General features: G+C 66.0%; 10 protein-coding genes. 8 read left to right on the top strand and 2 right to left on the bottom strand.

The genetic code is table 11. The features are described 5' to 3' along the window. Positions 1-141 precede the first annotated feature (141 nt). Genes bcsG through bcsC form a run of 7 tightly spaced genes read left to right on the top strand, consistent with a single transcriptional unit; the run spans position 142 to position 12,010 of the window. On the top strand, positions 142-1,788 hold the full coding sequence (bcsG, locus tag ACNPAA_RS11375; RefSeq protein WP_417891775.1) for a cellulose biosynthesis protein BcsG: 1,647 nt from the start codon (positions 142-144) through the stop codon (positions 1,786-1,788). Positions 1,789-1,802: 14 nt separating this feature from the next. Beyond that, positions 1,803-2,027: a cellulose biosynthesis protein BcsR gene (gene bcsR, locus ACNPAA_RS11380; protein WP_010672842.1), complete on the top strand. Its 225-nt coding sequence runs from the start codon at positions 1,803-1,805 to the stop codon at positions 2,025-2,027. Next, complete coding sequence (gene bcsQ, locus ACNPAA_RS11385; RefSeq protein ID WP_417891776.1) at positions 2,024-2,686, top strand: cellulose biosynthesis protein BcsQ; 663 nt, start codon at positions 2,024-2,026, stop codon at positions 2,684-2,686. The genes bcsR and bcsQ overlap by 4 nt, the downstream gene beginning before the upstream one ends. Next, a complete protein-coding gene (gene bcsA / locus ACNPAA_RS11390) occupies positions 2,683-5,250 on the top strand; it encodes a UDP-forming cellulose synthase catalytic subunit (RefSeq protein ID WP_417891777.1) in 2,568 nt (855 codons plus the stop codon). Before bcsQ ends, bcsA begins: the two co-directional genes overlap by 4 nt. After that, positions 5,247-7,472 (top strand): cellulose biosynthesis cyclic di-GMP-binding regulatory protein BcsB, encoded by a 2,226-nt coding sequence (bcsB, locus tag ACNPAA_RS11395; protein WP_081844101.1) that lies wholly within the window; start codon positions 5,247-5,249, stop codon positions 7,470-7,472. The genes bcsA and bcsB overlap by 4 nt, the downstream gene beginning before the upstream one ends. A gap of 3 nt (positions 7,473-7,475) precedes the next feature. Next, positions 7,476-8,585, top strand: coding sequence for a cellulose synthase complex periplasmic endoglucanase BcsZ (gene bcsZ / locus ACNPAA_RS11400; RefSeq protein ID WP_233759657.1), 1,110 nt, complete (start codon positions 7,476-7,478; stop codon positions 8,583-8,585). Further along, a complete protein-coding gene (gene bcsC, locus ACNPAA_RS11405; RefSeq protein WP_417891778.1) occupies positions 8,570-12,010 on the top strand; it encodes a cellulose synthase complex outer membrane protein BcsC in 3,441 nt (1,146 codons plus the stop codon). Before bcsZ ends, bcsC begins: the two co-directional genes overlap by 16 nt. A gap of 28 nt (positions 12,011-12,038) precedes the next feature. On the opposite strand, the gene ACNPAA_RS11410 is transcribed toward bcsC, so the two are convergent. Next, positions 12,039-12,314, bottom strand: a complete 276-nt coding sequence (locus ACNPAA_RS11410; RefSeq protein ID WP_041214512.1) for a metal/formaldehyde-sensitive transcriptional repressor — start codon at positions 12,312-12,314, stop codon at positions 12,039-12,041. Positions 12,315-12,385: 71 nt separating this feature from the next. Here ACNPAA_RS11410 and dmeF point away from each other — a divergent pair, with 71 nt between their 5' ends. Further along, complete coding sequence (gene dmeF / locus ACNPAA_RS11415; RefSeq protein ID WP_043155840.1) at positions 12,386-13,327, top strand: CDF family Co(II)/Ni(II) efflux transporter DmeF; 942 nt, start codon at positions 12,386-12,388, stop codon at positions 13,325-13,327. A gap of 15 nt (positions 13,328-13,342) precedes the next feature. Here dmeF and ACNPAA_RS11420 read toward each other — a convergent pair whose 3' ends face one another. Next, complete coding sequence (locus ACNPAA_RS11420; RefSeq protein WP_042014589.1) at positions 13,343-13,744, bottom strand: hypothetical protein; 402 nt, start codon at positions 13,742-13,744, stop codon at positions 13,343-13,345. Positions 13,745-14,005: the final 261 nt, after the last annotated feature.

Below are 14,005 nucleotides of genomic sequence, written 5' to 3' on the forward strand. Positions count from 1 at the left end.
TTACACCCATCCGGGGGAGTCAGGTTCAGCGCCACCTGAGACAAATTAATAGTTGCATAATAGTCAGGCTATTCTTTTGACAACCATTGCAGTGTGCCCGGCCCCTTCGGGGGGCCCACGATAACAGGTGACTCATCGCCGATGACCCGACACGTTTCTGATGCCGATTCTCCCTGGCTGGACTGGCATGGCCTGGGTGGCTGGAATGTCTATTTTCTTGCCAAGTTCGCCCTGCTCTGGGGGGGATATCTCAACTTCCATCCCCTGATCAACCTGGTGTTTGCCGCCTTCCTGATCTTTCCCCTGCCAAGGGCCGGGTGGCGCCGTGCGCGGCACTGGCTGGCGCTGCCCATCGGGGTGGGGATCTTCTATCACGACACCTGGTTGCCGGGGATAGAGAGCATTCTCGATCAGGGCAGCCAGGTCTTCTCCTTCACCCTGGATTACTGGGCTGAGCTGCTCGGGCGTTTCATCAATTGGGAGATGGTCGGCGCGGGGTTCGTGCTGCTGACGCTCTATCTGTTCATCGCCCAATGGCTGCGCTTCACCCCCTGGATCCTGCTGGCGCTGCTCTGGCTCTGGGTCTCGCCCCAGGTGAGCAATCCCTTCGCGAGCAGCAAGGGGGCGAGCGAGCACGCCCTGAACACGTCCCGGGAGGAGACCCGCCCCTCAGTGCTGCCCATGGAGGAGCAGCTTGACCAGAGTGCCCCGCCGACCAACGAGAACCTCAACGCCTATCTCGATGACTTCTATCGGGAGGAGCAGGAGAGGCTGGTGCACTTCCCGGAGAGCCTGCCAGCCCAGGCGACCCCCTTCGATGTGCTCATCATCAATGTCTGCTCCCTGGCCTGGCGTGACGTGGAGGCGAGCGGCCTGACAGGGCACCCGGTCTGGTCCCACTTCGACATTCGCTTCAACCGCTTCAACTCCGCCACCTCCTACAGCGGCCCGAGCTCCATTCGCCTGCTGCGGGCCAGTTGCGGGCAGACCAGCCACCAGGGGCTCTACGTGACGGCGCCGAAGCAATGCCTGCTGTTCGAGAACCTAGCCCAGCTCGGCTTTGCCAAACAGGTGGCCATGGATCACTCGGGGGATTTTGGCAACTACCTGACCGGCCTGCAGCAGTATGCCGGGCTGGATGTGACTCCCATGGACAAGAAGGGGTTGGCCCATGACCTCGCCTCCTTCGATGGCGAGCCCATCTATCGCGGGGATGCCCTGTTCGGCCGCTGGCTGAACGAGCGGACACAGAGTCAGGCGGCACGCAACGTCACCTTCTTCAACCTCATCGCCCTGCACGATGGCAACCGCTATGTGGCGAGCCGCCAGATAGCGCCCTACAAGGCGAGGCTCAAGACCCTGCTGGATCAGCTGGACGACTTCATGACGACGCTGGAGCAATCCGGCCGCAAGGTGGCCGTGGTGATGGTGCCTGAGCACGGCGCCGCTCTCACCGGCGACAAAATGCAGATGGCCGGGCTGCGGGACATTCCCAGCCCGAGCATCACCCAGGTGCCGGTGGGGGTTGCCCTGCTCGGTACCAAGGCGCCCCACGAGGCGACCCGCAACGTGGACACCCCCAGCAGCTTCCTGGCGGTATCAGAACTGGTCTCCAGGCTGGTGGGGAAGGATGTGTTCGGGAGCGAGACCATCGATTGGGATGCCCTGCTGGGCGACCTGCCGCAGACCCCGTCGGTGTCCGAGAACCAGGGCTCGGTGGTGATCGAATATCAGGGCAAGTACCACATCAAGCTGGGGCAGGGGGACTGGGTCCCCTATCCCCAATGAGACCGGAGGTGACGATGCGCAGCGAACGGCAATCAGACATGCAGACCCCCTTCGGTGTCCCGGTGGAGGGCACGGTAATCAATGACGTGGCCATGGTCCAGCAGGCCTTTGGTGTCAGCCTCTCCTACCAGGATATTGCCGCCAGGGAGCGGCTCGCGGCCTTGTGCGCACGCTTCCCCCTGCTGGCGGAGGTGGCAGTGAAAGGGCCCGAGGGGACTGGCGAAGGGAGGTCTGCATGAAGGTGATCGCCCTGCAGGGGATCCGGGGAGGCGTGGGGACCACCGCCATCGTGGCGGGGCTTGCCCAGGCTGCCCATGAGCAGGGGGCAAGGGTGCTGGCGGTGGAGCTCTGCCCGGACAACCAGCTTGGCATCCACCTTGGCCTGTCCCATGACGATCCGGGAGGCTGGAGCCGGCTGACCCAGCCGGCGCGGGAGTGGCGAGGAGCGCTTCACCGCCGGGAGGAGGGACTGGATCTGCTCTCCCATGGCGGGGGGGAGGGGGCGTCGGCCGAGTGGCTGGCGGGGATCGATGGCTATGATCTGGTGCTGCTGGATCTGCCCCTGGGCATGGTCCCCGTCATTCCCAGCAGGCGCTTGCTGGTGGTCAATGCGGATGCCAACTGCCATGTGCGGCTTCACCGCCACCCCTGGGCGGCCGATGAGCGTCTGCTGGTGACCCAGTTCTCCAGCCAGCGGGCCCTGCAGCAGGGGTTGCTGGATCTCTGGCTGGCAGGGGGGCTCCCTCTGCTCAATCTTCATCTGCACAGGGACGAAGCCATGGCGGAGGCCATGGCCGCCAAGCTGCCGGTCGGCCGCTATGCGCCCACCAGTCTGGTTGCCCACGAGCTGGCCGCCCTGGCGACCTGGTGTCTGGCAGAGGGGGAGGCGCCCCGATGAGAGTGCGGCTGCTGACGCCGGCTGCGGGCCTCTGGTGCTCGCAGCGCTATCGCGCACTGCGCGAGCGGGGGGCTTCCCGCCCGGGGGCGGCCGCATTGACCCTGGGCTGGCTGCTGGCCTGGGCTCTCTTCCCCCTCGAGCGTCATGGCTGGCAATGGGTGCTGGGCCATGCCCGGGGGCTCTATCCCCAGCTGACGCACCCCCGAGTGGGGGATCCCCTGCGCGTTCTGTTGCAGAGCCTCTGGATGATAGTGCGTCGCCCACAACCCATCCCTCTGCGCTGGCCTGCCTCCTGGCAGCGGCTCTGGCACCGGGGCACCCAGACTCTCGGGGCCTTCCTGGCCCGCCAGGAGGAGAAAGGGCTGGCCGCCGCCAGGGCCACGCCCCGCGAGGCACGCTGGAAGAGCGTGCTGCTCTGCGTGGTGGCCGGGAGCCTCTCCCTGCTCTGCGTCACCCAGCCGTTCACCCTGCAGGCGCAGCTGGTGTTCGTCCTCCTGCTGGCGGCCATGGCCTTCATCCTGCGGGCCGTGCCGGGCCGTTATCCCATGCTGATGATGATGGTGCTCTCCCTCACCATCTCCTGCCGTTACATCTGGTGGCGCTACACCTCGACCCTCGACTGGTTCGACCCCGTCAGCCTGGCCTGCGGCCTGCTGCTGCTGGCCGCCGAGACCTATGCCTGGCTGGTGCTGCTGCTCGGCTACTGGCAGACCGCATGGCCCCTGCACCGCCCCCCGGCACAACTGCCGGCGGATCCGGCCCAGTGGCCCAGCGTGGATCTGATGATCCCCACCTACAACGAGGATCTCGCCATCGTGAAGGGGACTGTCTACGCCGCCATGGGGCTCGACTGGCCCGCCGACAAGCTGACCATCTGGCTGCTTGACGACGGGGGGCGGGCGGCGTTTCGCGATTTCACCGAGGAGGCCGGGATCCGCTATGTGGCCCGGTCGACCCATGAGCACGCCAAGGCGGGCAACATCAATCACGCCCTCAAGATGGCCACCGGGGATCTGGTCGCCATCTTCGACTGTGACCACCTGCCGACCCGCTCCTTCCTGCAGATGACGGTGGGCTGGTTCTACCGGGATCCCCGTCTGGGCGTGGTCCAGACCCCCCACCACTTCTTCTCCGCCGATCCGTTCGAACACAATCTGCAACGGTTTCGCAAGATGCCGAACGAGGGGGCCCTCTTCTACGGCCTGGTGCAGGATGGCAACGACATGTGGGACGCCAGCTTCTTCTGCGGCTCTTGTGCCGTCATCAAGCGTACCGCCCTTGACGAGATCGGCGGCATCGCGGTGGAGACGGTCACCGAGGATGCCCACACCTCCCTGCGGCTGCACCGCCTCGGCTACACCTCGGCCTATATCCGGATCCCGCTGGCGGCGGGGCTGGCCACCGAAAGCCTCTCTGCCCACATCGGTCAGCGCATCCGGTGGGCGCGCGGCATGGTGCAGATCCTGCGTCTGGACAACCCCCTCTTCGGCAAGGGGCTCAAGCTGGGGCAGCGGCTTTGCTACTTCAATGCCATGCTGCACTTCCTCTCGGGCATACCGAGGCTCATCTTCCTGACGGCGCCGCTCGCCTTCCTTATCCTGCACGCCTACATCATCTATGCCCCGGCGGCGGCCATCGCCCTCTACATGTTGCCGCACATCTTCCACAGCGCCCTGACCAACTCCCGGTTGCAGGGCAAGGTGCGCCACTCCTTCTGGGGCGAGGTCTATGAGACGATGCTGGCCTGGTACATCGCCAGGCCGACCACGGTGGCGCTCTTTGCACCTCACAAGGGGACGTTCAACGTGACTGCCAAGGGGGGGATGACGGAGGAGGTGTTCCTCGATCTGTCGGTCTCCCGCCCCTATCTGCTGCTGATCCTGCTCAATCTGTGCGGGCTGGGGTTCGGCCTCTGGCGCATCGGCACCGGCCCTGCCGACGAGGTGCCGACCCTGATCCTCAGCATGATCTGGACCCTCTACAACATGACCATACTGGGCGGCGCCCTGGCGGTGGCCTTCGAGTCGCGGCAGGTCCGTGCCAATCCCAGGGTGGAGATGGTGATGCCTGCGGCCATCAGGCTGGCGAACGGTCACCTCTACCCCTGTACTGTCAGGGATTACTCCAACGGGGGGGGCGGGGTGCTGCTCGAGGCGCCCCTGCCCCTGGCCGACAAGGAGAGGGTCTGGTTGCTGCTGCGCCATGACCAACGGGAGCAGGCGTTCGCCGCCAAGGTGCAGCGGGTGTTCGGCTGCAAGCTGGGACTGGAGCTGGAACCCATGGCGCAGGCACAGCATGTCGAGTTCATCCAGTGCACCTTCGCCCGGGCCGATACCTGGTCCCTGTGGCAGCAGCGTCTGGGCAAGGATCGCCCCCTCCACAGCCTGATCGACATTACCCTGCTCGGCTGGGGGGCTTACTGGCGTCTGGCCCGTACCTCACCCATCGGCTTTGTTTGTATCCTCCTCGAGAAGCTGGCTCGCTGGCTCCTCTCCTTCGTTCCCCGTCGCGTCTCCCCAGATTTCCGGGCCGGGACTCCGACCTCACAGACAGTGAAAGGATGATGAAACCACAACGCTACCTTATTCCTCTCCTGCTGATGGCACAGGGTGCGACTGCCGCCGAGGCCGTCGGCCCCCTGCCGCCCGTTCCCGCTCCGGTGCGCACCCAGGGGATGAGCTTTGAACAGATGGCATCATCGCCAGGCACCCTGTCCCTGCGCGGTAATGCGCCAGACGGACTGGCCGACTTCACCGTGCGGCGGGACGAGGTGGTGACCCGGGCCACCCTGGACCTGAACTTCACGCCATCGCCCTCCCTGCTGCCGCTCATCTCCCAGGTCAAGGTCTATCTCAATGACGAGCTGATGGGGGTGACGGCCCTCAACCAGGATCAGATGGGGACGATGACCCATGCCAGCATCGAGCTGGATCCCCGCTATGCCAAGGATTTCAACCGCCTCAAGGTGAGCTTCGTTGGCCACTATCGGAAAGTGTGCGAGAACCCGGCGAGCGATACCCTCTGGCTCAACGTCAACCGGGACAGCAAGCTGACCCTGCAGTTGCAGACCCTGCCGGTGCGCAACGAGCTCTCCTTCTTCCCCATGCCGTTCCTCGACGTGCGGGACAATGGCAAGCTGACTCTGCCCATGGTGTTCACGGGCTCAGTGCCCCCGGAGCAGCAGCAGGCGGCGGCGGTGCTGGCCTCCTGGTTCGGCACCAAGGCCCAGTGGCGGGGCCAGCATTTCCCTGTGCTCATCAACCAGTTGCCGGATCGCAACGCAGTGATCTTTGCCACCAATGACGCGCGCCCCGATTTCCTGGTGGACTATCCCGAGGTGAAGGGGCCCACCATCGACATGATCAGCTCCCCCGACAACCCCTATGTGAAGCTGCTGCTGATCCTGGGGCGGGATCAGCAGGATCTGCTGACGGCGGTGCAGGGGCTGGCGCGAGGCGATGTCATGCTGCGTGGCCAGAGCGTCATGGTGGACGAGGTGAAGCCGCTCTCCCCGCGTCAACCCTACGACGCCCCGAACTGGGTGCGACTGGATCGCAAGATGCGCTTTGACGAGCTCACGGAGTACCCGGGCCAGTTGCAGGCAACGGGGCGCACGCTGTGGCCCATGAGCATGACGCTGCGCCTGCCGCCGGATCTCTATCTACTGGGGGAGAACGGCATCAGGACGGAGCTGAAGTATCACCACACCTCGCCCACCCTGCGCGACGGTTCCCGGCTGGATGTGGCGGTCAACGGCCAGCTCATGAAGTCGTTCACGCTCGAGCCCGGCGAGGTCAAGAGTGAGCGGTTGCTGACCCTGCCGCTCTGGTTTGCCGACGACGGCGACACCATGGCGCTGCGCATGCCCGGGCTCAAGACCACCCAGGCCAACAGCCTGAGCTTCTCGTTCGAGTATGCCCAGCAATACATGGGAGGGACGGAGGATGGCCGTTGCGACCTGGTGATGCCGCCTGCCCATCAGGTGCGCATCGACGAGGGCTCCACCATCGACTTCACCGGCTATCGCCACTTCATCGAGATGCCCGACCTCAAGGCGTTCGCCTATGCCGGCTTCCCGTTCAGCAGGATGGCGGATCTCGCCGACACCCAGATTGTCATGCCGGCCAGACCCCATCCCGGGCAGATCACCACCTTGCTCGATGCCGTCGGTGCCATCGGGGCCGAGACCGGGTATCCGGCGCTCTCCCTGCAGGTTCTGGACGACTGGGAGCGGGCGCGCACCGCGGATCGGGATACCCTGCTCATTGGCACCCTGCCGGAGGAGTTTCGAGGGGATCTGGCTCCCGACGCCCTGCTGCAATCCACGCGCAGCTGGGTCAACGAGCCAACCCGCCAGCACAAGGGGGATCTGCTGCACACCATGGCCGATCGCCAGCCCCAGGCCCGGGTGGGCATGACGGGCAACCGGGCCATCGCCGTCATCCTGGGGCTGCAATCGCCGACCCATGATCAGCGCAGCCTGGTGGCCTTGCTGGCGGATGGACCGGCGGGGGTCACATTGCTCAATGAGGCTCTGCAGACCCGTACCCTGCGCGATCAGGTGGCGGGCTCGGTGGCCATCATCCGGGAATCCGGGGTGAAGAGCCTGGTGGTGGGGGATCGCTACGAGGTGGGCTACCTGCCGTGGTGGGAGCGTCTCTGGCAACTGTTTGCCCGTTATCCGGTGCGTCTTGCCGGGCTGACCCTGCTCTGCATGCTGGTACTGGGCTGGGGCCTGCGGGTGTTGCTTGCCAGTGCCAGCCGCCGCCGTCTGAAGGAAGATTAAGATATGACTCAGATGAAAAATGTCTGTGGTGCCCTGCTCCTCTGGGCCCTTTGTTCCCTCCCGGCGCAGGCCGTCTGCCACTGGCCGGAGTGGGATCACTTTCGCCAGCACTACATCAGCGAAGAGGGCAGGGTCATCGACCCTGCCGAGGGGCGCCGCATCACCACCTCGGAAGGCCAGAGCTATGCCCTCTTCTTCGCCCTGGTCAACGATGACAGGGAGACCTTTGCCCGCCTGCTCGACTGGACGGAGCGGCAGCTCGCCCGAGGGGATCTGACCGGCTTCCTGCCATCCTGGCTCTGGGGCAGGCAGCAGGACGGCAACTGGGGCGTGCTGGACGCGAACAGCGCGTCCGATTCGGATCTCTGGATAGCCTACAGCCTGCTGGAGGCAGGTCGCCTGTGGGACAACCACAGCTACTCTGCCCTCGGCACCCTGTTGCTGCGGCGTATCGCCCGGGAGGAGGTCGCCACGCTGCCGGGTCTCGGCCCCGTGTTGCTGCCAGGGGCGAAAGGCTATGAGGGGGAGGGACGCTGGACCCTCAACCCCAGCTATCTGCCTCCACAACTGCTGGCCAGATTCGCCTCCTTCAAGGGGCCCTGGGGGGAAATGCGGGCCCTCTTGCCCAAATTGTTGCAGGAGAGTGCGCCCCGTGGCTTTGCCCCGGACTGGGTGGACTGGCAGGCCGACAAGGGATGGCAGGTGACGGCGGACAAGGGCGACACCGGTGGCTATGACGCCATCCGCGTCTATCTCTGGCTCGGCATGTTGAGCGAAGAGGATCCCGCCAGGGCTTCCCTGGTGGCCCACTTTGCCCCCATGCTGGCGCAGCTGACCGAATCGGGTCATCTGCCCGAGCGGGTCTCCAGCCAAAGTGGTCAGGTTCAGGGCAAGGGGCCGAGCGGCTTTGCCGCCGCCCTCCTGCCCCTGTCACGGGGCTTGCCGGCGCAGGTCACCTTGCGCAAGCAGGTCTCCGATCACGGGCTGGATGCGGATGCCTACTACGGCAGCGTGCTGACCCTGTTCGGCGCAGGCTGGGATCAGGGGCGTTATCGCTTTGCCGCCGACGGTACCCTGCAGCCGGATTGGAGCGAGTCATGTCAGGCAGAGTGACCCTGGGGTGCCTGCTCGCCTGCCTGATGAGCGGAGCCCTGGCGCAAGGGACGGTACAGCCGGTGGCCTGGCTGCTGGAGCAGGTCAGGATTGGCGAGGCCCGTGGGCGGGAAGATCTCGTCAGCAACAGCCTCTATTCCCTCTCCCTGGTGGAGCCCGATCATCCGGAGCTGCTGGCAGCCCAGGCCCGTCAGGCCCTGCGCCAGGGCAAGGTCAAGGAGGCCGGGGCACTGCTGGCCCGCCTTGGCAAGCAAGACCCCGACTCTGCGCTCTATCGTCAGGGCATGGCCAACCTGGCCCTGAACGAACCGGCCAGGCGCCAGCAACTGCAACAAGCCAGGCTGCTGACCAGCGCCGGCAGGCTGGAGGAGGCCGAGCGTCTCTATCGCTCCCTGTTCTCCGGTGATTTGCCCCCCAATCTCGACGTGGCGGTGGAATATGCCCTGCTGCAGATGCGCATGCCCGCCATGAAGGCGAAGGGCATGGCCTCGCTGGAGAGCCTGAACCGGCAATATCCGGGTGAGCCCAGAGTGCGGGGCGGGCTGGCTCGCCTCTATCTGGCGGAGGGTCGGCGCCAGGGGGCGCAGAACCTGTTGCGCGAGATGGCGCGAGACCCCTATCAGCGGGACGAGGCCGCCGAGATCTGGCTCGCGGACATCGAATCCCTGCTCATCGGTCCCGGGAGCATCGCTGCCTTGCAGGAGTACATGGTGCTCTTTGGCGAAGGGGATACCACCAAGGCGGAACAGCTGCTCGCTACCCAGGAGGAGAAGTGGGCCTTGCCCGCCTATCGCGCACGCCAGTCGGCGCTCGCAAGCACGGCGGGAGGTGGTGCCTCCATCTCCCGCTTGCAGCGTGCCCTGGCTGCCAACCCGGGGGATCCCGAACTCATGGGGGCCCTCGGGCAGGCCTACTCCCGCAACGATCAGCGAGCGCTGGCCATCGCCCAGTTTGAACGGGTGCTGGCACACCCCGAGGTGACCGACAAGGACAAATGGCGCAGCCTGCTGGCCACCAACCGCTACTGGCTGCTGGTGAGCCAGGGGCGCAGCGCCCTGGAACGGGAGCAGTGGGATGAGGCGGCGACCCTGTATCGCCGTGCCATCGCCCAGGATGGGCGTGAGCCCGAAGCCTGGCTGGGGCTCGGAGACAGCGAGCGTGGCCGTCATCGCGATGCCGACGCGGAGTCCGCCTACCGCAAGGCGCTCGCCATGGGGAGCGCGCGGGAGCGGGCCCTGGCCCGCCTGTTCGATCTCTACAAGGAGCAGGATCCGGCACGTGCCCTGGCCCTGCTGGAGCAGCAGGGCACCCCAGGGATGCAGGCCGAAGGGCGGCGGCTCAAGGCCGGGCTGTTGCAGGAGGAGGCCGATCAGCTCGATCGGGCCGGCAAGGTGGCGGCGGCGCTGCGCCTTCGCGAGCAGGCACTCGCGCTGACCCCGGAAGAGGTGTGGCTGGCCTATCGAGTAGCCGATACCCGGGCCCGCCTCGGGGAAGCCGGGAGCGGGGAGCGGCTCTTGCGGGAACGGCTGGCGGCGCGGCCCCAGGACGCCACCCTGCGCTACGCCACCGCCCTCTATCTCTCGGGGCAGGACAAGACGGTAGAGGCGAGAGGGGTGCTGGCCGCCATCCCTAGGTCCGGCTGGACACAGGACATGGATGCGCTGGATCGGCGCCTCGCCCGCGGCGAGGTGCTCGCCAGGGCGAGGGCGAGTCACGAGGCCGGGGATGATGAGGGGGCCGAACGCCTGCTTCAGCCGTTGCAGCCGGATGAAGAGGCGAGCCTGATGCTGGCGGAGTGGGCCACGGATCGGGGGGCCTATGCACTGGCGGAGCAGCGCTATCAGGAGGTGCTTGCCCGCACGCCGCAACAGCCCGAGGCCAGGCTCGGCATGGCCGAACTGGCCAGGGCCAGGGGCGATCTGGCAAAGGCCCGTCACTGGCTGCCCGCCTGGCCGGTCAGCCCGCTGCCCCCGGAGGGGGCCAACTACTACCGCCGGGTAGCCAATCTCTATCAGGCGCTGGGAGAGGGCGAGACAGCCCGCGCCATCTTCACCGACTACGAACCCCTGGTGGCGATGCAACCGGCCTCCCAGCAGACGGCGCTGTTCTGGCGCGATGCCGCCCGTCAGCGCGTTGCCGAGCATGATGTGGAAGGGGCTCTGGTGCGGGATCGCAAGGGGCTGGTGGCCGCAGGTCTGGCCCCCCGCGAGGATCTGGAGGGGGGCGAGCTGACCCGGCTGGCACGCAGTCAGGATGGGGAGGGGTGGCTGGCATCCGGCCTGCGCAGCGATCTCGACAGGCACTACCGGCAGAGCCAGACCACCTTCTCCCTCGACAGCGATTACTGGGGCTCCAGCGGTACCGGGGGCTACTCGGATCTGCGGGCGCTGACCCAGATGGCGCAACTGGATACGCCGCTGGCCGGTGGTACCGCCTTCGGCCGCCTTGAACTGGTCGACATGGATGCCGGAGATCTGCCGGACTCCCCTTACCGGGCGCAGTTCGGTACCTGTGCGGCCAGGGACTGCCGCGGGGACGCGCACCAGCAGAGCCGGGGGACCACCCTGGCGGCAGGCTGGCAGCGGGGGGCCTGGGCGTTCGATCTGGGGACCACGCCCCTCGGTTTCGAGGTGGTGGACTGGGTCGGGGGCGCCACCTTGACCGGTGACTGGCACACGCTGGGGTGGGGGATGACCCTCTCGCGTCGGCCCGTCAGCAGCTCGCTGCTCTCCTATGGGGGAACGGTGGATCCGGGCACGGGCATCAGCTGGGGCGGGGTGCGGGCGAACGGGGTCCGCCTCGATCTCAGCCGGGATCTGGGAGGGGCCGTCGGGTTCTGGGGCAGCGCCCAGCAGCACCTGCTGACCGGCAAGAACGTGCCCGACAACTGGCGCACCCGGCTCATGGGAGGGGGCTATTACAAGTTCGTCAACGAGACCCATCGCCGTGCCAGCGTGGGGCTCAGCACCATGCTGTGGCACTACCAGCAGGATCTGGGGGGCTATACCCTGGGTCAGGGGGGCTATTACAGTCCGCAAGGGTACTTCTCACTCTCGGTGCCGGTCAGCTACCGGCAGCGCACCCCCGACTGGTCATGGGAGCTGGGAGGCTCGGGATCCTGGTCCCGCTCCCGTACCGACGACAGTCGCCGCTACCCGCTGGAAGGCTTGTTGCCAAGCGGTTTGCCAGACAGGAATGCGCCTGTGAAAGGGGGCAGCAGCAGTGGATTCGGCTACACCCTGAATGGCGTGGTGGAACACAGGCTGACGGAGCACTGGCGCATCGGTGGCCGGGTGGACATCCAGCAGGCGGATGACTATGCCCCCAGCCATGTCACCCTGTTCCTGCGCTACACCTTCAAGCCCTGGCAAGGGGATCTCGACATGCCGCCAAGGCCTCTCACTCCCTACGCGGACTTCGACTGACAGAGGCGCCCGTCATCACCGGGCGCCCTTATTTCAGATAGGAGCGCAGTACCCTCACCACCTGATCCAGATCCTCCAGCCGCTCGGCATGGGTCGCCTCCTCGGCGCCAAGATGCTCGCGCATGTGTCCCTCCAGCACCTCCAGCATCAGGCCGTTGACGGCGCCGCGGATGGCGGCGATCTGCTGCAGGATGGCGGCGCAGTCTGTTTCCTGTTCCAGGGCGCTCTCCAGGGCGCCGGTCTGCCCCTTGATGCGCCTGACCCGTGCCAGCAGCTTCTTCTTGTCGTGAACCGTGTGTGACATCCAGGATCCTCTCGATCAATAAAACTATACTGGGGTATAGTATATAACATCCTCGTTTTCAGGAGAAATCCATGCCATCCCTCGCCTCATCCCACTGCCATCACCCCGTCGTCCACGAAGGGAATCCCCTGGCCGAACAGAAGACCCGCTGGGCCGTGCTGCTCACCGTCGTCATGATGGTGGCGGAGATCGGTGGCGGCTGGTTCTACAACTCCATGGCGCTGCTGGCCGACGGCTGGCACATGAGCTCCCATGCCCTGGCCCTCGGCCTCTCGGTGCTGGCCTATCGCGCGGCCCGCCACTTTGCGCGGGATCACAGGTTCAGCTTCGGTACCTGGAAGATAGAGGTGCTGGGGGGCTTCAGCAGCGCCCTGCTGCTGGTGGGGGTGGCGGGGTTGATGCTGTTCGAGTCGGTGGCCAGGTTGCTGGACCCCAGCCCCATCCATTATCAGCAGGCGATCGGCATTGCCCTGCTGGGCCTGCTGGTGAATCTGGCCTGTGCCTGGCTGCTCAGGGACGATCACGGCCATCACCATGGTCACGACCACCATCACGGTCATCACGACCACTCGCACGATCACCACCACGGCCATCAGGATCTCAACCTGCGGGCCGCCTACCTCCACGTGCTGGCGGACGCGGCCACCTCGGTGCTGGCGATTGTGGCGCTGGTGGGAGGCATGTTGTGGGGGGCGGACTGGCTGGATCCCCTGATGGGCATCGCCGGGGCCGTGCTGGTGGCGGTGTGGGCCAGGGGGCTGCTGCGTGATACCGGGCGCGTCTTGCTGGATGCGGAGATGGATGCGCCCCTGGTGGACGAGATCCGCGAGGTGATTGCCGAGCTGCCTGGCGCCGAGATCCGCGATCTGCACGTCTGGCGGGTGGGGCAGATGCAGTATGCCGCCGCGATGTCGTTGCAGATGGCGACCCCGGTCCCGGCACAGGCGATCCGCGAGCGCCTCGCCATCCACGAGGAGCTGGTGCACCTGACCATCGAAGTGTCTGCCGACTGACGCCCCTGGCGGGGGTCAGCGGGGAGGCTCGCTCCCCTGATCTTGCCAGAGGGAGCCCAGCATCAGCCTCAGCAGCAGTCCCGGCGGGTCGTCGAGCAGGCGGCCCGGCTCCAGCAGCAGGTGGCCGTCGGCACGAAAGCCCAGGCTGGCGTGGACCTTGCCTTCCTCGCCACACACCTGGAGGAGGCCGTTCAGGGAACCCCCCTCGCCGGGTTGACAGCGCAGCCGCAGCTCCCGTGGTTCCCCCAGCAGGGTGAAGGCGCGGGCGAGGGGCGGGCTCTCTTCATAATCCGGCCAGTTGAAGAAGTGATAGCGTTCGGCGAGCACGCCGGCCTGCTGGCAGAACTGATCGAACAACTGGGCAATGCCCTGATACTCCTGGTCCAGCCGCCTGGCCTGCTCCTCAATCCGTTTCATCACCCAGCCCCCTCTATCCATTTGATTGGACATTGATTTCGTCACTCGCTCCCCTCTTCCCGCTGGTATGGGCCGAAAGCGGTGCCAGGTCTGTGAGCGCGATCGAGTTTTCGTTATGAAAACGTTATCTTGTTGATGCGAATTGGTTTTTTTTGCCCATCCGCTCACATTTACGGCAATTCCCGCTGATTAATATGACACCGCTCGGCAATGACCGGGTACTCGGATATCGAGACTAACTACAGAGGGAATTATAAAAAA

The sequence above is a fragment of the Aeromonas sp. PS2Canimalfood6 genome (assembly GCF_048276795.1).
GTDB classification, from domain to species: Bacteria; Pseudomonadota; Gammaproteobacteria; order Enterobacterales; family Aeromonadaceae; genus Aeromonas; species Aeromonas caviae.